This is a genomic window from Peribacillus sp. QJM3NY_7 (assembly GCF_056173225.1).
Map to the genome: position 1 here is coordinate 2938212 of NZ_CM149663.1, position 20660 is coordinate 2958871.

Genomic DNA, 20660 nt, shown 5'->3' on the forward strand with positions numbered 1-20660 from the left:
AAGATGAATATCAGCATACAAACCGAATTAGCAGTTTCATTCCGTTAGGAGGTAAACCATCCTAGCGGTACCATCACTAATGAAGGAAACAGTAACAATAAGATCAATACAATTACTTCAACGAGCAAGAAAGGCCAAATCCCCTTCATGATTTCTTCCATACTGATCTTACTTATGCCGCACATGACATTTAAAACGGTTCCGACAGGTGGTGTAAGTAAACCGATGGCGTTATTCAGGATAAACAGGACACCAAAGTAAACTGGATCAATACCTGCAGCGACCACCAATGGCATCAAGACAGGTGTTAGAATAAGGATTGTCGGCGTCATATCCATAGCTGTTCCAACTACGATAACCAATAGGTTTATCATTACTAATAGAAGCAAAGGATGATCCATAAATGGCTCAAGCAATCCAATTACCTGACCAGGTAAATCCGCTACAGTTATCAGCCAGGATGATACGAGTGCTGCAGCGACCAGAAACATGACAACACTCGTCATTTTTCCTGCATGTACAAAGACCTCATACAAATCTTTCACTTTCATCTCGCGATAGATTACAAGACCGACAAATATTGCATAGACTGCAGCCACCACTGCTGCTTCAGTCGGTGTAAATAAACCGAATTTCAATCCACCAATGATAATGACGGGCAGGAATAGAGCCCAAATGCCTTGACGAAATGAAGTAAGTATTTCTTTAGCTGAAGCTCGGGGGTTAACGGCGACTTTATCTTTTCGTGCAACAATGGCCCAGGTAACCGTAAGTCCAACCGCTAGTAAAACACCTGGAACGATTCCTGCCATGAACAGCTTTGTAATGGACACACCGCTTGCGACACCGAAAATGATAAAACCAATACTTGGCGGTATGATCGGGGCAATGATACCACCTGATGCAATCAAACCACTTGACCGGTTCACATCATAACCGGACTTCACCATCATTGGAATTAATATAGCGCCAAGCGCGGCCGTATCGGCAACCGCAGATCCTGATAAACTCGCAAACAACACACTCGCAATGATCGCAACATAACCAAGGCCTCCCTTGATATGACCCACCAATTTCATTGCCATCTCAACGATACGCCGTGATAAACCGCCCCGATTCATCGCCTCTCCTGCTAGCATAAAGAATGGTATGGCCATTAGAGGGAAGTTATCCGCGCCACTGATTAGGTTTTGTGCGATAATTTGACTATCAAAAATACCAAGAAAGTACATAAGCACTACGCTACTAACAAGTAAGGCAAAAGCAATAGGTATTCCAAGTCCCATGGCTCCCAGTAAAGATCCGACGAATACACCTATCATCCCTGCTTCTCCTCCTTAACTATCCTAATATCTGACTCAAATTCATCAGCATGGAGGGAAATTAGCTCTTCTGACTCACTTATCATCACCAATTCTTCGTCTTTAATTTTATTGAAGAAAATCCGATACAAATTGAAAATGATCATGCTGCCCATTGAAACACTTACAAGAATACCTGTCCCATATACAAATGCCAGTGGCATTCCAGTGGCCGGTGCAGCACTATCAATGTTTATCATAGTCATTTTCCAGCTTCCATCCAGGATTAAGAGAAGAACGAATAACATCATCAAATCACTAATAACAAGTACCACTTTTTTCATCTTATTCGGAAGCCGTTTAATGACCATGTCTACACCTAAGTGTTCTTTGTTTTTGAAAGCTCCAATGGCGCCGAGGAACGTCAACCAAATAAAAAGATACCTTGACATTTCTTCTGACCAAGTAATCCCTGAATTAAAGAAATAACGGAGGACCACATTACCAAACACGAGTACGACCATTATCGCTAAAGCAGCTGCCATAATAATGTTTAACGAATTTTCCAAGATTCTGGATATTTTATTCACCTATACATCTCCCCCTTCCTATCTAGAGCGCCTGCTTCATTGCTTCATTCTGCTTTTATTTTTCCGACGAGCTCCTCCGCCCAGTCATTTTCCTCAAAGGCCTCATCATAAACAGGTTGAGATGCTTTTAACATTTTTTCTGAAAAGTCTTTGTCAGGCGTAGTGAATTTGATTCCATTATCCTTAAGATAAGCTTTGTCATCTTCATAACTTTTTTCCATCAATTCAAACTCATATGCTGCCGACTCTTTTGCTGCTTTTTGAATGATTTTTTGTTGTTCTTTTGATAGCCCTTTATAGAATTTGCTGTTGATAATGTAAATATTAGGGCTGAACATATGCTTGGATTCCAGAACATCACTTTGAACTTCATTCCACCCCGAGGATCTCAGCGTGGCTATGGGATTATCTTGAGCATCTACTACCTTTTGTTCAAGTGCGGTAAAAACTTCTGAAATAGGCAATGGGCTAACGTTCGCTCCCAATGATTCACCTAATTTTATGTAATTCGGGATGTTCGGCATTCTCAGTCGAAGTCCATCAAAATCTTTCATGCTCTTTATAGGACGATTACTCGAAAACATCCTAAATCCGTTTGCACTCCATGCAAGAGGTGTCACTCCATGTTTTGGATCAAGCTCTTCTGTCAATTCCTCTCCGATAGGTCCATTCAATACCTTCTTTACATGATCGTAATCCCTAAACAGGAAGGGCCATTCCGGAACACCCATTTTAGGAATGTCCGACTGCATAATTAGTCCTGGAACACCCATTTCGATCGTTCCGTTTCTGACGCCGTCATAAAATTCTTTCTCTGCACCTAAAGTACTGTTCGCATAAATCCGAACCTCTAGTTCACCATTACTCTCCTTTTCTACTATTTTTTTAAATTTTTCTTTCAAGGCAATGTTTTGAGGATGATTTTCAGCAAAATAATGTGCCACTTTAATTGTTTTCTTTTCAACTCCAGATCCACTGGTTTTTTCTCCCTCACCTCCACCACATCCTGATAAAAGGAATGCTGCTGCAAGAGTTAAGCTGGCGGAGAATACAAAAAGCTTTCTTTTTTTCAATAAAAACCCTCCCCGATTTTTTTGTAAGCGTCATCATTTAAGGCTGATCTTTAAAACTTCTCCTCACCCTTGTATAAGCAAAAATCAAATCGTTTTATAATATAAAACTTAGTTTTTGTTTTATTCGGAGTGAGGAAAAAACACTTCACTTCTCATTACGTTATGTTTCACAAGTTGATTCACTTTTTAAGCCATTACCTAATAAAATTAATGATTAATTTGTTCTATAATATAAAACTCGGTTTTCGAATTTTACATCTTACGTTGATTATAAGCTCCTATTTTTATTAATGTCAAACCATTTTTTGAATTTTATAACAATTTAACAAATTCTCCATTTCTCTAATTAATATTTACGGTTGAGATTTTTAGAAACAAAACGGGAAAGATAAAAGTCGTTTTTTCTATATTAGAATATTTATAGGATGGAAAATCAATATGAACCCCTCTTACAACAGATTGAAATCTGAAGGATAAAAACTCCACCCGAGGGTTTTAAAAAGGACTCATTAAATAAATTTAATTATTACCGATATATAAAACATGGTAAATATATAACACGGGGAAGGAATAAACAAAGATGAATAAACTCAGTACGAAAATAGGTTTTGTTCTTTTAACAGACATGATCATTACATTAATTGGAAGTTTATTATTAATGTATAAAAGTACAAATGATACGGTTGAGAAAACAATCGCTATGAGCAGCTTAAACATAGCAAGCAACATCTCTCAAGGAATAAATCCAACATCTTATGCTGATTTTTTAAGTAATCAATCCGAAAACTCTACATATTGGGAGATACGCGAGCAGTTAGACGATTATAGACAAAAAACTGGAGCATTATATGTATATACATTGGGAATTGACGAAAATAGCGAAAAAGTCCATATTCTTATAGACGGAATGGGTAAGGGAAATAAAAAAGCATCTCCCATTTTAACACCCACAACTGCAACTTCATTTCAGGATGTAGAAAGCGTCATGAAGGGAAAGGCTTCAACTACTTCCATCGTTCAAGATCCTGAATATGGTGACTATTTATCCGTTTTCGTTCCCATAAAGAATGGTAACGAGGTCATTGGAATTCTAGGGGTGGATATCGATGCCAGCAAAGTCGATGCTACGGCCAGCAAGGTTCTGGGTGGCATCCTGCCCCTGACGATAATAATCAATGTAATCTTAATGGCGATCGTGGTGGGTGCACTAATATGGTTCTTGACTAAAAAGTTAAGCCCGCTTCTCAAGGTCAGCTTGGCTGCAAAGGAAATCTCAAATGGGGATTTATTAACAGCCAATAAACTGATTAGCAACACAAGGGTTAAGGGAAACGACGAAATCAAGGTTTTAGTGAAATCCTTTGAAGAAATGATCACCAATACAACTATGATCGTCAATTCCATGAAAAGCTCATCATTCCAGCTAATGGAATCATCAAGTGATATCGAGCACAAAATCAAAGAAATGGATACTTCCACACAATATATCGTTAATGGGATTCAGCAAGTTGCAGGAGCTGCGGAAGTACAATTGCACAGAAGTGAAGAATCATCGAGGGTCATCGAGGAAATGACCATAGGTATACAAAGAATTGCCGAAGCCTCTTCAGAAGTCAGCGAACAGACAAATCATGTTTCATCTAGGATGTCCATTGGAAATCAAGATATAAATGAACTCTCAAATCAAATTCTGCAAGTAAAAGATGTGATGCTGCAAACAAGTTCAAGAATAAAGAATTTGGACGATCAAGCAAATGAAATTGTGAATATTGTACATGTAATTACAGGAATTGCCGAGCAAACAAACCTGCTATCACTAAATGCGGCAATTGAAGCTGCTAGAGCCGGTGAACAAGGTAAAGGTTTTGCGGTGGTATCGAACGAGGTACGGAAATTGGCAGTGGGCACGAAGGAATCTGCAATCCATATTCAAGAGTCCCTGCTTCATTTTAAATCCATCATAAATGAAGCAGTGAAAATGATGGAAACTGGAACTAATGAGGTAGAGGAAGGGGCAAAACTTGTGCTCAATACAAGAGAAACTTTTAAACAGACTATAAAATCTTTTGAGCATGTTAGTGATCAGATTCAAGAAATATCAGCCATTACAGAGCAGATGGCAGCAAGTTCTCAGGAAATCAATGCTTCGATAGAAGATTTTGCAGGGTTGACAAGGGAAACGGCAGTGGCTTCAAAGCAAGTGGCACAATCAACCGATCAACAAGCAAAATCCATGGAGGACATTTCCTTCTCCACCTCCTCAATGGTTAAGCTCGCTAATGACCTGGAGACATCTGTTGAACGGTTTAACGCTTAAACATCTCTAACCACCACTCTATTACTATATCAAGAAAGGGATTTTGCTATTCATGCAAAATCCCTTTCTTACTATTTTACTTAGTTGATTTTAGTTTCAAATCACCTTCATAAGGTATATGTTCCACTGTTATCGTTATATCTTTTCCCTCTTTATCTTTACCGATTCGTTTATAAGTGAATTTATTTTCATTAAGCTCTGTAATTTCAAGAACTGCGCCATATCTATTTTCCCTAGTGAAACATGTGCTCTTATCTTATTTCCGTGAACAACATCGTAATAGCCGTAATCACCACGGCTTTCACCGGTTTTAGCATCAAAAAATTCATACTTATTTGTTTTATCATCATATTTTGCAAGACCTAAATAATTCGAGTTATAGCTTGATACATCATTTCCCTTTTCATCCAATGCCACTGTTCCTTGACATGGGGTTCTTGATAAAATTTTATCTCCATCAACATCTGTTTCTACGTCCCCTGTGTAAGTTTCCAAATTTTTGTCTGGATCTGTAAAGGAAAGTTCTGTTTCCGTATAAGGAATATGATCAACAAACACCTCTACGTTTTACGACTTCCTTTTCAAATTCCACACTAATGAATGGAATTAAACCCAGTCTTTGAAACTCGTTAAATAACGCATCAATCTTATAATATGGCCCCCCTATTTGCAAAAGCGGGTCCATTATCGTAAACGAGTGGGAAAATAGGTTCGTGAAATAGGCATATTCAAAATGCAGCTGCTCCTGAATTAGCCTTAATTCTGCTTGGACCTCATCATTTAAGGCATATTCCAGCTGTCCCATCACCAGTAATCGCTGGGCTTTATCCCGGACAAGAACAGGTTCTTCTGGCAGTTTGATTTGTACCGTCGAAACCCCCGATTCTTTCACCGTAACACTTTTGCGAAATATACTTGCTCAATTCAATTAAAAAGTGCGGTGAATTCACCAAGGTATATTGTTCGCTTATATTATTTACTTCCTGGAAAGGTTCTTTTTTATGAAGACCTCGATATTCGGCAGGTGTTTGATTGTACATTTCCTTAAAAGCCTTGTTAAAAGCTTTCACATTAGGAAAACCATTATTTAACGAGACTTTCATGATGTTATGATCGGTATATAATAGCTCATGAACAGCTGATTTCAAACGGTTTGCTTTACATATTGTGAAAAACTGACACCAACAGCCTGCTTGAAATAACGGGACAAATAGTATAGTGATAAATATTGCCGTTTGGCAATCTCTTCTAAAGACATCTGTTTGCGATAATTTTTTTCAATAAAAGTAAGGATGTCCCTAATTCTATCATCCTTCAATTCAATAAATTGATTGTGACCGAGATGTGTGGTTTTGAAATTCCGGATAAAGAGTGTAACTAGCTTGTATATCAGGCTGTTGATTTCAAGTACACTTCCATCCTGCTCTTGGTAATGTGCGATTAAAATTTCAGCCAAGAGTTGACGGATTTGATCAAAAAGAAGATATAACCCATTATCCTCTTTGGATGAATGGCAGTCGAAATAACACACATAAATATCCTGATAAAGCTGCTCGATGGAATTTAGGGGAATTTGCAGCAATAATACTACATTATCTTCGTACCCCTTAATGGTATGAACATCATTGGAATTAATTAGCAGGAGATCATTTTCCGCCAAATGCCAGGAATCTTGATTGACCATGACCTCGACTTCTCCCCGGATTACGAAAAGAATTTCAATTCCTAAATGGATATGCTGAGAGTGATGGCGAATATTTTGCAAACTGATTTGATAAGAATCTTCTATTATGTTCCAGACATGAACATTCACCTTTTTTACTGGGATTTTACCACTGCCCATCAAGCTTTAGTAAATCATTATAACACTTTACTTTTATGTAATAAGATGGTAAGTAAGGTTTTTAACTCTTAGAGTAAGAAAAAGCAGCTCCCCGCTTATTGAATTAAGGCAGTTAGAACAATAAGGGATGAGCCAAAACAGTCACATAAAAGCATGTGATATAAATTTTTCATAACCAGTGTTTTGGATATTGTCTTGTTTGAAATAAATTATTATAAATCATCGATATAAAAACTAATAATAAAGTGCCAATTACAATTGAAGTCAGGAATCCCCAACCAGCTTGAGAATTGATCGAAACAAGGGCACTAGCTGCTGCGGGCGGGTGAATAGTTTTTGTAAAAGTCATTATAATTAATACAATGGCCAATACGAGACCGATAATGAATAAGCTTTTACCAAAGATGCTCCAAATGATAAGAGCTATTGTTGTAGAGATAATATGTCCTCCAATAACATTACGGGGTTGTGACAAGAGACTTTTATGCGCACCAAAAACAATGACACAGCTCGCCCCAAGAGGAGCTAATGCCATCGGATACCCTAAATAGACAGCTATAAAACTAATAATGATTATAGCAATGAGCCCACCCATAGCTGAAACAAAGGAATCGATATAATCAATTCTATCCTTTTCCCTAGCTTCACCCTTCATTTTCTTTAAATATGCTGTTAGAGCTATGTTTTGTTGATTGCTCCAACTTTTTTCAACACTTTTTTCGAATTCCATAATTTCTATTTTCCTCACGTTTTGTAAGTCGACAAGTCGACAGGTTTTTTATATATTGTTATCTTACAGGAAAACAATGAATTTTTAAATATATATCTGAATATTCATTTATTGATTCCCGTAAAACAGTTATCATCCCCCACTTTTTTGTCTGTGAACCTTCAATATTCATTGGCATACCATTAAGGATTTACAGTAAAAGAGAGTATAGATTAGTATCAAATGAAACATCATTTTGGTACATATAATTTCTTAATATCCCTTCCTTTTTGAAACCTAAATTAATCAACAATTTGTTGGATGCTTTATTTTCAATAAAAACAATTGCTCCAATACGCGTTAATTCAAGCTCTTTAAAACCATAAGAAATCACTTTACTGACAGCTTCTGTTGCATAACCGTTACCCCAATATTTTGGAAAAAGTGCATAGCTCAATTCTGCTCTTTTATGTTCATGAGACCATTCTTGAAATCCAATCGTTCCAATAATGCCCTCCTTTCCTTCCCATTCAATTCCCCATTTAATTCCATGTTTTTCTTCGTAACTCTTTGAAAAATTCCTAATGATTCGCTTCACCTGATCTGTATTTGTTAATGGAGTTTGCCCATAATATCTTAATACATCTGGATTGGAAAAACATTTTAATAGATCTGCTGTATCACCTTCAACCAATTCTCTCAAGACCAACCGCTTTGTTTCTAAAATCGGAAACATTTTTCCACTCCCTTTGCTATAATTAGATCTATATCGTACCAGCGGTGCACCTCAATAACATCCGTACCCAATACTTCCATATAAACCGGCTGCCTTATAATTAAGAACACACCCCTTATCTTTTTTTTAAGGGCTTCGTTGTTTCACCCATCAGGGTTCCCCATTATGTTCCATAGTTATTACGACTTTTCCCTTCTTGTGTCCTTTCTCTACATACCTATGGGCTTGAACTAATTCTTCAAACGCATAACACCTGTCAATGATCACTTTTAACTTCCCTGCTTCAACAAGCTCCTTGAGGAAGTTTAGAGCTTCGGGAGTTTCTGGTGAATTTTGACTCAATATCAGCTTCTTGCCGGTTGTCAATTTAGTCCATAGCATTCGAACACCTGGTACAGGTACTGTGACATTTAGATAGGTTCCGTCCTTCTTCAACGATTTCATACAAGCTGAAAACGGACTCTTGTTTACCGCTTCAAAGATAACATCATAGGTCCCACCATCTCTGGAAAAATCCTCTGAAGTGTAATCGATGACCTTATCGGCTCCAAGAGATTTTACCAATTCTACATTCGCGGTACTGCAAACCCCTGTAACTTTTGCTCCGAAATACTTGGCAATTTGTACTGCATAACTTCCTACACTCCCTGAAGCACCATAGACAAGAACCTTTTGACCACTCTGAACGTTAGCTTTTCTAAGATAAAACAATGCTGTACGTGCCCCGATTGGAATGGCTGCGGCTTCCTCAAAAGATAAATTATTAGGTTTTATGGAAACGGGCCCGTCTTCACGCAAGCACTTATACTCGGCATAAGCACCATAACTCGCTTGGGAAGCGGCAAAAATCTGGTCACCTGCTTTAAACAGCTTGACATCTTTGCCCACTGACTCAACTTCTCCAGATAACTCCAAGCCCAATATGGTTTTCTTGGGACGTCTTAATCCCATAATAAACCGAGCTGGCAGCCAAACAGAGAGGGGAACTATAAAGCTCCGTGACCGAATATCCCCCATTGTTACCGTTGCCGCTTTTACTTTTATCAGTATTTCATTCTCGTTAGGATCCGGTTTTTCTACCTCTTTCAAATGAAGAACGTCAGGGGGACCGTACTTGGTGTACACGATTGCTTTCATTAATCCTTCTCCAATTCGTTATATTCACTTAAAATTTACTAACCTTCAATAACTGTACTTGAACTATCCTGCTCCATTCGTTGAATAAAGAATACCGATTTGTCGAAATGGAAAATTGATTATTCCGGATACATACTCTCAAAAAAGCAATCAACATTTGAATACATGGGGAGTTCTAACATTTTTTGCAGGAGAAACTGTGTTCTAAGAATATGGTTTTATTCCTATTTTCAACGGGTCAAACTGGCTAAAGATCTCTTCGGCATCGTATGACATAATAACCGGATCACCCGTTAATGAAGGTTTACTCCAATTTATATTCCCAAATCAATTCCTATATTATAAGAAAAAATCCATTCGTTTCTGAATGGATTTTAATCAATCGCTTGCTCCCTGATGCTTAAAATTAAAATGTAATGGCCCTCGTACTTGCTATCAATCTACAACGGTTTTGGATTGATTTTGATCTAAAACCCAAGAATATATAAGCCTCTCTGTCCATTAAGCATTTATATGATGTTCAGCATATACTATTAGTCTGAATATCGATACATAAAGTTCATTATGCTTTTAATTGTCTTACCCTACACGATTATACTTTCATGATTTAGATTCAATAAAAGCAGCAGCTCCCGCAACAGCAAAGACCAATAGGATTGGAAAAGCGGCAGGTAAATAATAATAAATAAGTACAGTAATGAGGGAACACCAAAACCCTACACACCAATAGCAACTTAAAAGCGAACCTATGAAATAACGAAGTCCCGATCCTTTTATTTCAATGATTTCCTCCAGTTGTCCAGAGGCATTTTCTTGGATGGTGGCAGTCAAAAAAGGTTTTCTGATGAATGAAGTGATATCGTCAAATACAATTAAATGAGTTAACCGGAAGGTAGCCAATATTAAAATAAAAAAATCAAGCCATTCAATAGCCAACACCTATTCACCTCCTAATCTTTCTTTTAAGATTTTATGATTAGAATTTTGATTATATAAATATACATTTATACATTCATAATATTTTATTAGCCCATTTTCTAAGAAAAATGTACCCATAAAAAGATATCCCCATAGTATGTTAATGTGTTCAAAACCTGATACTGAAGGGAAAGATGTTTGATGAAAAAAAGGAACGTCAAATCTATTCAGGGCCGACAAGTGGTACCGAACCCCATCGGACCTGAATGTATTCGAGTTACTAAAGTATATGACTGGGTTGTTCTAACAAATCGTGACCGCAATAAAGTTCAAATACCTGAGGAATGCTTTGCGGCAATTGAAGATGCACGTCATGATGGTAACACTATAACCGCTACTTGTTCGGAAGTAGTTGGTACACGAAGCTGTGATTTTATCGGAGCCATTCCAGCTAACATTCCTAGTGTTCCAGGGGCCCAAATTGTTTCCCTTGCCTTCCATGTCCATATCCGCGTTCAATTCTTTTGCAATGGAGAACCACTACCAGGTTGTAATTTCGTAGTACCTGTTAGTTTCATGGATGAAGTTATCCTATGTTTCCCAGAGGGAACAGAAATCAACTGTAATATTTTCGATGTTCAATGTACAGTTGTTTTAAATCAAATGCTTGGTGATATGGTTGTACTTGATGTGACCATGTGTAAAGATGTTCAAGTTGAGGCTGAGGTTAAGCTTGAGGTCGAGGCTAAGTTCTGTGGACCGCGTCCTGTCATTCCAATTGAAGAAGACGGCTTCGTGTGCCCAACACCACGATTCCCGCAACAATGCCCAACCTTCTTCCCGACATTGAACTGCGACTGTCAAGGTTCAGCAGACTTTACTGGCGAAGCAACTATTAGTGTAACAGAAGGCGGTATTGGTGGCCTTACAACAGGACAATTGGATCTCACGGCTCTAGTTTGTGACCAATGTACCCTTTCTGGTAGCAGAATACAAGTTACCTTCCTCGATACACTAGGACCGACACCTATCGGAACACCAGATGCTGATATTGACCAAAGCTTCACGTTTACAGCCACTGACTTTAACCAACCTGTCTGTGATTTAGCTGCAGGAACGCTTACCGTAACAGGTACTGGAACTATCACACCTGCTGGAGGATTACCGGAAAATGCCGGCTTCACTCTAATCTTAACTGATCTGGATCCTGCGGGAGATACAGTTATGCTTACAATAAATGGTTCATCTACTGTTGTAATGATATCTCTGACAGAAGGAGCTAACCCTGGATTAGAGGTTGAAGTAGGAGATTGCGAACGTTTCCCTGTATAATACTAAAAACCCGAGGGATATTAATCTCTCGGTTTTTTTTATAAAGAAACTTGGAAAGTCCATTTCCATCGTTTACTTCAACACTTAGTAAATGTATCCCGCATTTTAGGCGACCCATTTATTAATTATTAGGTTACATAAAGATTCATGTTTTCATATTTATAGAGCATACCTATAAAAGGAGAGAAAAAAATGGCATCTGATAAGCTAAGACGTAAAGTAAGAAGAAAATTAGGAATGCCTAACCCGCAGCCCACTCAACAACATCAAATCACTCCCTCTGCCCTCCAGGTTCGACCAGTACGAGCAAAAGGTTGTTGTGGAAAAAACAAATGATTTAAGTTTAACATCCGGTACTTTTTACATCAACAATCATGTTAGGCTTGAAATGATTTCACATTGCAAACGAGAACTTCCTTATGAGGCCTGTGGACTGCTTTCAGGGCGAAATGGGGTCGCAGAAACAATTTGGCCTATGGAAAATGTAAATAGGAGCTCCTTTTCCTACTCGATGGATTTAGATCAAATTCGTCATGTATTTGAACTTATCGATAGGAGGAATGAAGAATTTATTGGCATCTACCATTCCCACCCAACAGATGGTGCTTATCCGTCAGAGGGGGATATTGCTTTAAATAACTACCCAGAGGTAGCTCACCTAATTATTTCGTTTGCAAACTCGACCCCTGAATTAAAATGTTTCAAACTAACAGAAAAAAAATCCTTTCCGATTCAATTAAAATTCGTAAACTGAATTTAGTGTAACTAAGATACTCGTACCTCTTCCTTTTGCATTCAAGGTTGAATCTGCGAGTATTCTTTTATATTATTTCCCTCCAATGATTATATTTTTAATTTTTGTTTACTTTTTAAACTGATCGTTCCACTTTTTTACTAGGTCGGAATGTTTGTATTCTTTTCCATCAAGAATCATGTCAAGGGCATGCCCGAAATCAATGGCAACCTTCTGGGTGAATTTTGCAATTCTTGGAGCTAAAATGGTTGCCGGAATCCCGGCAGAAATTAACGCTATTTCCCATTTCTGATTAGACTGTAGCTCATTTTGTACTTTATTTAATTCTTCATAACCATTTAAATTTATACTGCCAATAATTTGTACGCCTTGTTTTTTAAAAACGATTTCTGCTTCTTTTGAACGGCGTCCAACAAGAAATACCCTCTTATTACTCAGCCATGGCCATAATGTCCCCTCATCCAAGAGGCTCTGCATGATCCAAGCACAACAAGCTTTCGAAGGCATGAACTTCAGTTGTTTAAGTACAGTTCGGGTTTGTTTTGCCCAAGGATCCAGTCGCCAAGGAGCTATCAAACCAGCAATGTCTGTATCCCGCAATGACCTGACCAATTCCCTCCTAATTATTTCTGGTGAATTGGATACTCCCGCATAAGATTCATATCGTTTAAACTCCTGGACCAATAATCCATTGGCAGGCCAGCTTAAATAGCTTATTTCACCTATTCCAAAACGGGCAAGAGAAAAGCCTTTTTTCTGTTTTATCGCTTGGTCCAATAATTTTATCACTTTCATATTATCTAATAACTGGTTCTCAAAGTGATAAGTCCCTTCAAACACCCCACTCCCACCCCCAATATGCTCTCCCATTTACCCTTGTTTCTTCGTTAATAATAAGGAAATTTGATTACTTGAACTGATTTCCAGATCTTGTTCTTTAAAAAATACAAAAGCCTCTACACGAATATTGCTGTTTTCTTCAGGTTGAAGGACGCTTATTTGTAAGTTAGTTAAAGATTCTGTTTGCCTGGGGTTAATATTTTTAGATTGAATTGGACATATCCAGGTTTCACCCTTCTCCATTTCTTCAAACCATTCCTCATTCATATATTTCCACCCTTTTGTTTCTTCATTTTTCATGACCCCCAAAGTTTCGGCAACATTGGGCGGCAATATTTGCCCAGATATTTTTATACTTTCTGAAGGGCTGGAACGCAGACAGATAACTGGATTCCGCAAAACCTCCGTACCTATATTTTTAATATGAAGATTTCCAATAAGCTTGATTTTGTTACGTTCTTCAAGTTCTTCAATAAAAATATGATAATCTAAAAACACTTCTGCTTCTTTTCTTTTAGTAATAGTTGGTTTCTTTAATAAAAACTTTTTCTTTTCTGGTAACCTTTTTTCTTTTTGCATGGCAGGCTCTAAATTTATCCCAGTTTTTTCAGAATGAATAAACATGTTTGAGAAAATTTCAATTGGAACTAATGACAAAACAGATAAAGGTGAGCTTTCGTGAAATCTAGCCAATATTCCTATAGTTATGGACATCGCATATTTCTCACCAAGTTTCCCCCAAAAATCTTCATCCGTAAAAACAGGATACATAATCTGTATATTAATAAAAGGGTTATTTGCGTTTCTGACTACCTCATTAGATTTAAATTTTGTTCCAGTCCTTTTACATTCATATTGAAAAATATCCAATAACTTTTTATTAGCAGATTTTGAATTATGGACTAATTCAAGAATGGGCTCTTTTATTCCTGGAATTTCAAAGAGTGAAAAGTATACATGAAAATCAGCCCTTTCTGATTCATTCTTTTCATCCATAAGAATCACCTTTGCCCCGCATGCAGATAGGAATGTTTGAATATACTCCAACACCTTCCTTTCTAGAAGGTGCTTTCTAAAGGTGTTATATTTAACATCATAGTCGGATGAAATGACAATTCTTTTACCCTGCAATGCAGAACTTAAGTGTACCTTCTTATTTTCAGTGTCTGGCTGCACATCAAAACCCAATTCCCTGAAAAGATAAGTAAATGCCGGAAGAGACTCATAAGGGATGGCTCCTGCCCTTTTATCTCCAACTTCTACTTTAATATCCATTTATGTATCCCCCTCTATATTAATCCTGGTTACAGATTTACTATTCAAAAGGATTAAATAATACCGTACGGCTCTTTTCTCACAACCCTTAACCACCCATATTTATAATATGTAAGAGGAATGAAGAAATGATAAAGAATACACTCGGCAAACTCTAAATTCCTTGGGTAAGTTTGTGTATACAATATTAAAAGGAAATGTAGTGCCTTCATCCATGTAAATGAATTTTATGAGGGGAATCAAAAAGGTGATAAATATAATCACCTTTTTGAAATACGGTACATATAACTATTATGGAATCATTTATAAAGGGATCAGTATTTGATTAAAACCAGTCACATGAATATTGAAAAATTGAAATCAAAGATTTTTCGGTCAAGATGATCATTTTATGAGGAGGAATTTTCTTTTGTCTACCATTACCCCTAAAATGATTTGGATGTCGCAGTGTTCCTAATCATGAAGCAACACCAACACTCTGACGAACGGTTCTCCACACCCATAAAAATCTTGATAAACATCTCCGCATAGGAACTTCTTGGTCATTTACAGTCGCTCAATCTCAACCTGTCTAATTGATTCCTTATTAGTAATGGCTGGAGATTACCGCCTGTCACACGTGATCAAAAATAAGGAGTGGTTATTTTGTACACAGATGATGAAAAAGCCAATGAAATTCAAAAAAGTAAATTGAATAAAATAACTCCAGTTCAACTTCAGCAAATGATCATTCACCTTAGATCTGAACTTTCCCTATACAAATCAAAAGTTAATGAATACGAAGTCGATTATAGTAAAAAGAAAATAAGAAAATTAATAAAACACAATGAAGAAATGATAAATGAACAAAGAACATTTCAAGAACTAATCAATCGGAAGGAACATGAAAGGAAGAGTGCAGAAACCAAGGTTCAGAAGTTGGAAGAAGAAATTAACAAATATAAGGCAGAACTACAGTACTTTAAAGAAACCAAAACAAACGACGTAAAGAAAAAAAATGACATAAAAACTCTTGGAGATAAGAATAAATTATTACAAAGTGAAATTGCTGCTCTTCAAAAGAAAGTTAAAGATTATGAGTCTGCTCAAAAACAAAATGCTAAAAATATAGAAATTAAAAGCCATGATGGTTTTCAAAAAATGGCGGATGGGCTTACAGAGGTGAAATCACTTCTTGCTCCAGTAAATAAAAAAATAACTAACCTAGATGTACAAAGCATAAATTTAGAGATTGAGAAATTAGTTGAAACAGTTATGTTTTATTTTCACGAGCAAAATATTTTCAAAAATGAAATTCAAGAGTTAAAAGGAACCATTCATTCTCTCAACGAAAAAGAAATGAATTATAAAAAAGAAATGAATCAGCTTACTAAAACCATTGATCTTTTATACGATCAAGAAAAGCAATATAAAGTGGAGATGAATCACTTAGAAAAAGAACTTTCAGATAAGGAAGAGCACCATAAAAAAGATATAAAAAAATATAAGAAAGAAATTGATCATTACATTTCAAAGATTAGCCAACTATCCGAACAGGAAAGTCAATATAAATTGGAGATTGAACGTTTAGAAAAAGACCTGATCGAACTTTCCGAAAAGGAAGGGCAGCAGAAACAAGTTATCGAAAACTTTAAACTTGAAATTGAAAATTATACACAAATGATTGGCCACCTATCCGAACAGGAAAGTCAATTTAAGGTGGACATTGCTAATTTAGAACAGATGATTTCCGATCTAAAGGAAAAAGAGTCCTACCATCAACAGGAAATCGCGCAGTTAAATCAAACGATTAGCGATGCATCCCAACAAGAAAGTCAATATAAATTGGAGATTGAACGTTTAGAAAAAGACCTGATCGAACTTTCCGAAAAGGAAGGGCAGCAGAAACAAGTTATCGAAAACTTTAAACTTGAAATTGAAAATTATACCCAAATGATTGGCCACCTATCCGAACAGGAAAGTCAATTTAAGATGGAGATTGCTAATTTAGAACAGATGATTTCCGATCTAAAGGAAAAAGAGTCCTACCATCAACAAGAAATCGATCAGTTAAATCAAACGATTAGCGATGCATCCCAACAAGAAAATAAATATAAATTGGACATTGAAAGTTTAGAAAAGGCTATGATCGAACTTTCCGAAAAGGAAGAGCAGCAGAAACAAGTTATCGAAAACTTTAAACTTGAAATTGAAAATTATACCCAAATGATTGGCCACCTATCCGAACAGGAAAGTCAATTTAAGGTGGACATTACTAATTTAGAACAGATGATTTCCGATCTAAAGGAAAAAGAGTCCTACCAACAACAAGAAATCCATCAGTTAAATCAAACGATTAGCGATGCATCCCAACAAGAAATTAAATATAAAACGGAGATTGAAAATTTAGAGAAATCGATGATTGAACTTACTGAAAAGGAGGCGCAGCAGAAACAAGTTATCGAAAACTTTAAACTTGAAATTGAAAATTATACCCAAATGATTGGCCACCTATCCGAACAGGAAAGTCAATTTAAGGTGGACATTACTAATTTAGAACAGATGATTTCCGATCTAAAGGAAAAAGAGTCCTACCATCAACAAAAAACCCATCAGTTAAATCAAACGATTAGCGATGCATCCCAACAAGAAATTAAATATAAAACAGAGATTGAAAATTTAGAGAAATCGATGATTGAACTTACTGAAAAGGAAGCGCAGCAGAAACAAGTTATCGAAAACTTTAAACTTGAAATTGAAAATTATACTCAAATGATTGGCCACCTATCCGAACAGGAAAGTCAATTTAAGGTGGACATTGCTAATTTAGAACAGATGATTTCCGATCTAAAGGAAAAAGAGTCCTACCATCAACAAGAAATCGCGCAGTTAAATCAAACGATTGCTCTTGTTTCAAAGCAAGAAAATAAATATAAAGCGGAGATTGAAAATTTAGAGACATCCATGATCGAACTTTCCGAAAAGGAAAATCATCATATACAAGTTATCGAAAACTTTAAACATGACGTTGAAAATTATACTCAAACGATCGACCGCCTATCCGAACAGGAAAGTCAATATAAAGTGAATATTGAGAAATTGGAACAGCTGATTTCCGAACTAAAGGAAAAAGAAAACGACCATCAACAAGAAATCGATCAGTTGAATGAAACGATTAGCGTTGTAACCCAACAAGAAAATAAATATAAAGCCGAGATTGATAATTTAGAGAAATCCATGTTCGAACTTTCTGAAAAGGAAAATCATCATAAACAAATTATCGAAAACTTTAAACATAAAATTGAAAATTATACTCAAATAATCGGCCACCTATCCGAACAGGAAAGACAATATAAAGTGAACATTGAGAATTTGGAACAGATGATTACCGATCTAAGGGAAAAAGAGAACGACCATCAGCAAGAAATCGATCAGTTAAATCAAACGATTAGCGTTGTATCCCAACAAGAAAATAAATATAAAGCCGAGATTAAAAGTTTAGAAAAAGCCATGATTGAACTTTCCGAAAAGGAAGAGCAGCAGAAAAAAGTTATCGGCAACTTTAAACAGGAAAATGAAAATTATACTCAAATGATCGGCCAACTATCGGAACAGCAAAGTCAATATAAGGTGGAAATTGCAAATTTAGAACAGATGATTATAGATTTAAAGGAAAAAGAGAACTACCATCAACAAGAAATCGATCAGTTAAATCAAACGATTAGCGTTGTACCCCAACAAGAAAATAAATATAAAGTGGAGATTGAAAGCTTAGAAAAAGCCATGATCGAACTTTCCGAAAAGGAAAATCATCATATACAAGTTATCAAAAACTTTAAACAGGAAATGGAAAAATATAATCAAACGATCGACCACCTATCCGAACAGGAAAGTCATTACAAAGTGAACATTGAGAATTTGGAACAGATGATTTCCGACCTAAAGGATAAAGAGAACTACCATCAACAAGAAATCGATCAGTTAAATCAATCGATTGCCGTTGTATCCCAACAAGAAAATAAATATAAAGCCGAGATTGAAAGTTTAGAAAAAGCCATGATCGAACTTTCCGAAAAGGAAGAAAAGCAAAAACAAGTTATCGACAACTTTAAACAGGAAATTGAAAATTATACTCAAATGGTCGGCCAACTATCGGAACAGGAAAGTCAATATAAGGTGGAAATTGCAAGTCTAGAACAGATGATTATAGATTTAAAGGAAAAAGAGAACTACCATCAACAAGAAATCGATCAGTTAAATCAAACGATTAGCGTTGTATCCCAACAAGAAAATAAATATAGAGTGGAGATTGAAAAATTAGAAAAAGCCATGATTGAACTTTCCGAAAAGGAAAATCATCATATACAAGTTATCGACAAATTTAACCAGGAAATTGAAAATTATACCCAAACCATCGACCACCTATCCGAACAGGAAAATAAATATAAAGCAGAGATTGAAAACCTAGGGCAAATGATTATTGATATTAAAGAAAATGAAGATCACCATCAACAAGAAATCGAACAATTAAATCAATCGATTACTCTTTTTTCAGGGCAAGAAAATAAATATAAAGCCGAGATTGAAAACCTGGAGCAAATGCTTATTAATTTTAAGAAAAATGAAGATAACCATCAACAAGAAATCGATCAGTTAAATCAAACTATTGCTCTTGTTTCGGAGCAAGAAAATAAATATAAAGCCGAGATTGAATATTTAGAACAGACGATTATCAATTTAAAGGAAAATCAAAGTCAACAACAACAAGAAATCGATCAGTTAAATCAATCGATTGCTCTTGTTTCGGAGCAAGAAAATAAATATAAAACTGAGATTGATCATTTAGAAAAGACGATTATCAATCTAAAGGAAAATGAAAATCAACGTCAACAGGAAATCGATCAGTTAAATCAATCGATCGCTTTTGTTTCGGAGCAAGAAAATAGATATAAAGCAGAGATTGAAAACCTAGAGCAAATGATTATTCATTTTAAGGAAAATGAAAGTCAACATCAACAAGAAATCGATCAGTTAAATCAATCGATTGCTCGTGTTTCAGAGCAAGAAAATAAATATAAAGCCGAGATTGATCATTTAGAACAGACGATTATCAATTTAAAGGAAAATGAAAGCCAACATCAACAGGAAATTAAGAACTTAACCGGTTCTATAATAGATTTAAAAGATAAAGAAATTAATTATTTAAAAAAAATGGAAACTACAAGTAAAACGGTAAATGATCAAAAAGCAAAAGAAATACATGATAAAGATGAACGAACAAAATATATTAAACAACGAGAAAAAAATCATTTGCAAGCAACAGGAAAAATGGAAAAACCTTTTAATAATAATGGAAAACAACAGCAAGTTGGAAATACTCGTGTTAATATGGGAAATTTCAATTCGCCAAATAACAAAGAAGTAATTAATCAACCAAGTGCGTTTCGATTCTCGAATGAAACAAACCAACAAAAAAATACAACCCAAAATTTTAATATGCAAACATCACATAGTCAAATATCCTCTCCCCTAAATAAACCGAGTTACACAGAAATTGATCGAACTCAACAAAATTATAATTCCGGGATCTTGTCATCGTATCAGAAAAAAGATTACCAAGATACTACATTTAAAAACACTAAGTCAGATTCATTTTCATTAGATATGTTTTATAAAAATCATCCTTTATATAATTTACATTCTGGAGCGCAAAAAACAGCGATAGATCCCTTTAAGAATTTTAGAAAGCATTAATAATAACCATTATTAAGAGTATATGTACCCTCACTTTAACTCATGGAACTACAAACAGAAACTTAAATACCACTTTCAACCGAAGATCAAGGATTGTGATAA

General features: G+C 35.9%; 16 protein-coding genes and 2 pseudogenes. 5 read left to right on the top strand and 13 right to left on the bottom strand.

What is annotated here, in order from left to right:
* Window positions 1-44 precede the first annotated feature (44 nt).
* Genes AC0VX1_RS13995 through AC0VX1_RS14005 form a run of 3 tightly spaced genes read right to left on the bottom strand, consistent with a single transcriptional unit; the run spans window position 45 to window position 2964 of the window.
* Window positions 45-1322 (bottom strand): TRAP transporter large permease subunit, encoded by a 1278-nt coding sequence (locus AC0VX1_RS13995; RefSeq protein ID WP_475467573.1) that lies wholly within the window; start codon window positions 1320-1322, stop codon window positions 45-47.
* Window positions 1319-1891 carry a TRAP transporter small permease gene (locus AC0VX1_RS14000; protein WP_230303255.1) on the bottom strand — a complete coding sequence of 191 codons (573 nt, stop codon included), beginning with the start codon at window positions 1889-1891 and terminating at the stop codon, window positions 1319-1321. Before AC0VX1_RS14000 ends, AC0VX1_RS13995 begins: the two co-directional genes overlap by 4 nt.
* A gap of 44 nt (window positions 1892-1935) precedes the next feature.
* On the bottom strand, window positions 1936-2964 hold the full coding sequence (locus AC0VX1_RS14005) for a TRAP transporter substrate-binding protein (RefSeq protein ID WP_328131809.1): 1029 nt from the start codon (window positions 2962-2964) through the stop codon (window positions 1936-1938).
* Between AC0VX1_RS14005 and AC0VX1_RS14010 the strand changes: the two are divergent.
* Both AC0VX1_RS14010 and AC0VX1_RS14015 read left to right on the top strand, forming a co-directional pair.
* A pseudogene (locus AC0VX1_RS14010) lies at window positions 2931-3005 on the top strand (hypothetical protein); the annotation flags it as partial. The gene AC0VX1_RS14005 and the pseudogene AC0VX1_RS14010 sit on opposite strands and share 34 nt — an antisense overlap.
* Before the next feature lie 539 nt (window positions 3006-3544).
* The gene (locus AC0VX1_RS14015) at window positions 3545-5281 is read left to right on the top strand and encodes a methyl-accepting chemotaxis protein (RefSeq protein ID WP_475467576.1); all 1737 of its coding nucleotides are present in this window, start codon (window positions 3545-3547) and stop codon (window positions 5279-5281) included.
* 76 nt (window positions 5282-5357) lie between these two features.
* Here the strand turns inward: AC0VX1_RS14015 and AC0VX1_RS14020 are convergent.
* The 8 genes and pseudogenes from AC0VX1_RS14020 to AC0VX1_RS14055 all read right to left on the bottom strand — a co-directional run bounded on the left by AC0VX1_RS14020 (window position 5358) and on the right by AC0VX1_RS14055 (window position 10645).
* Window positions 5358-5839: pseudogene (locus AC0VX1_RS14020) on the bottom strand (DUF4822 domain-containing protein).
* Window positions 5829-6173, bottom strand: a complete 345-nt coding sequence (locus AC0VX1_RS14025) for a hypothetical protein (RefSeq protein WP_413010119.1) — start codon at window positions 6171-6173, stop codon at window positions 5829-5831. Before AC0VX1_RS14025 ends, AC0VX1_RS14020 begins: the two are co-directional and overlap by 11 nt.
* On the bottom strand, window positions 6106-6429 hold the full coding sequence (locus tag AC0VX1_RS14030) for a helix-turn-helix domain-containing protein (RefSeq protein WP_475467578.1): 324 nt from the start codon (window positions 6427-6429) through the stop codon (window positions 6106-6108). The genes AC0VX1_RS14025 and AC0VX1_RS14030 overlap by 68 nt, the downstream gene beginning before the upstream one ends.
* Window positions 6426-7124, bottom strand: a complete 699-nt coding sequence (locus tag AC0VX1_RS14035) for an AraC family ligand binding domain-containing protein (RefSeq protein WP_475467579.1) — start codon at window positions 7122-7124, stop codon at window positions 6426-6428. Before AC0VX1_RS14035 ends, AC0VX1_RS14030 begins: the two co-directional genes overlap by 4 nt.
* 169 nt (window positions 7125-7293) lie before the next feature.
* Entirely contained in the window at window positions 7294-7854 is a 561-nt protein-coding gene (locus AC0VX1_RS14040; protein ID WP_475467580.1) for an HPP family protein, read from the bottom strand.
* A 190-nt stretch (window positions 7855-8044) separates the two neighbouring features.
* Window positions 8045-8569 carry a GNAT family N-acetyltransferase gene (locus tag AC0VX1_RS14045; RefSeq protein WP_475467582.1) on the bottom strand — a complete coding sequence of 175 codons (525 nt, stop codon included), beginning with the start codon at window positions 8567-8569 and terminating at the stop codon, window positions 8045-8047.
* Between the two features lie 150 nt (window positions 8570-8719).
* On the bottom strand, window positions 8720-9706 hold the full coding sequence (locus AC0VX1_RS14050; RefSeq protein ID WP_475467583.1) for an NAD(P)-dependent alcohol dehydrogenase: 987 nt from the start codon (window positions 9704-9706) through the stop codon (window positions 8720-8722).
* A 600-nt stretch (window positions 9707-10306) separates the two neighbouring features.
* Window positions 10307-10645: a DUF1360 domain-containing protein gene (locus AC0VX1_RS14055; RefSeq protein ID WP_475467584.1), complete on the bottom strand. Its 339-nt coding sequence runs from the start codon at window positions 10643-10645 to the stop codon at window positions 10307-10309.
* A 180-nt stretch (window positions 10646-10825) separates the two neighbouring features.
* On the opposite strand from AC0VX1_RS14055, the gene AC0VX1_RS14060 reads away from it, so the two are divergent.
* The gene (locus AC0VX1_RS14060; protein WP_475467586.1) at window positions 10826-11956 is read left to right on the top strand and encodes a BMQ_0737 family morphogenetic spore coat protein; all 1131 of its coding nucleotides are present in this window, start codon (window positions 10826-10828) and stop codon (window positions 11954-11956) included.
* Window positions 11957-12275: 319 nt separating this feature from the next.
* Window positions 12276-12710 carry a M67 family metallopeptidase gene (locus AC0VX1_RS14065; protein WP_475467588.1) on the top strand — a complete coding sequence of 145 codons (435 nt, stop codon included), beginning with the start codon at window positions 12276-12278 and terminating at the stop codon, window positions 12708-12710.
* Between the two features lie 108 nt (window positions 12711-12818).
* On the opposite strand, the gene AC0VX1_RS14070 is transcribed toward AC0VX1_RS14065, so the two are convergent.
* Both AC0VX1_RS14070 and AC0VX1_RS14075 read right to left on the bottom strand, forming a co-directional pair.
* A complete protein-coding gene (locus AC0VX1_RS14070; protein ID WP_475467590.1) occupies window positions 12819-13550 on the bottom strand; it encodes a GT-D fold domain-containing protein in 732 nt (243 codons plus the stop codon).
* Window positions 13551-13580: 30 nt separating this feature from the next.
* The gene (locus tag AC0VX1_RS14075) at window positions 13581-14825 is read right to left on the bottom strand and encodes a hypothetical protein (RefSeq protein ID WP_475467592.1); all 1245 of its coding nucleotides are present in this window, start codon (window positions 14823-14825) and stop codon (window positions 13581-13583) included.
* A gap of 645 nt (window positions 14826-15470) precedes the next feature.
* On the opposite strand from AC0VX1_RS14075, the gene AC0VX1_RS14080 reads away from it, so the two are divergent.
* Window positions 15471-20558: a coiled-coil domain-containing protein gene (locus AC0VX1_RS14080; RefSeq protein WP_475467594.1), complete on the top strand. Its 5088-nt coding sequence runs from the start codon at window positions 15471-15473 to the stop codon at window positions 20556-20558.
* Window positions 20559-20660: the final 102 nt, after the last annotated feature.

Coding starts and splice junctions, on each gene's coding strand:
- AC0VX1_RS13995 (WP_475467573.1), bottom strand. CDS start 1,322: ATGATAGGTGTATTCGTCGGATCTTTACTGGGAGCCATGGGACTTGGA.
- AC0VX1_RS14015 (WP_475467576.1), top strand. CDS start 3,545: ATGAATAAACTCAGTACGAAAATAGGTTTTGTTCTTTTAACAGACATG.
- AC0VX1_RS14035 (WP_475467579.1), bottom strand. CDS start 7,124: ATGGGCAGTGGTAAAATCCCAGTAAAAAAGGTGAATGTTCATGTCTGG.
- AC0VX1_RS14040 (WP_475467580.1), bottom strand. CDS start 7,854: ATGGAATTCGAAAAAAGTGTTGAAAAAAGTTGGAGCAATCAACAAAAC.
- AC0VX1_RS14045 (WP_475467582.1), bottom strand. CDS start 8,569: ATGTTTCCGATTTTAGAAACAAAGCGGTTGGTCTTGAGAGAATTGGTT.
- AC0VX1_RS14050 (WP_475467583.1), bottom strand. CDS start 9,706: ATGAAAGCAATCGTGTACACCAAGTACGGTCCCCCTGACGTTCTTCAT.
- AC0VX1_RS14060 (WP_475467586.1), top strand. CDS start 10,826: ATGAAAAAAAGGAACGTCAAATCTATTCAGGGCCGACAAGTGGTACCG.
- AC0VX1_RS14075 (WP_475467592.1), bottom strand. CDS start 14,825: ATGGATATTAAAGTAGAAGTTGGAGATAAAAGGGCAGGAGCCATCCCT.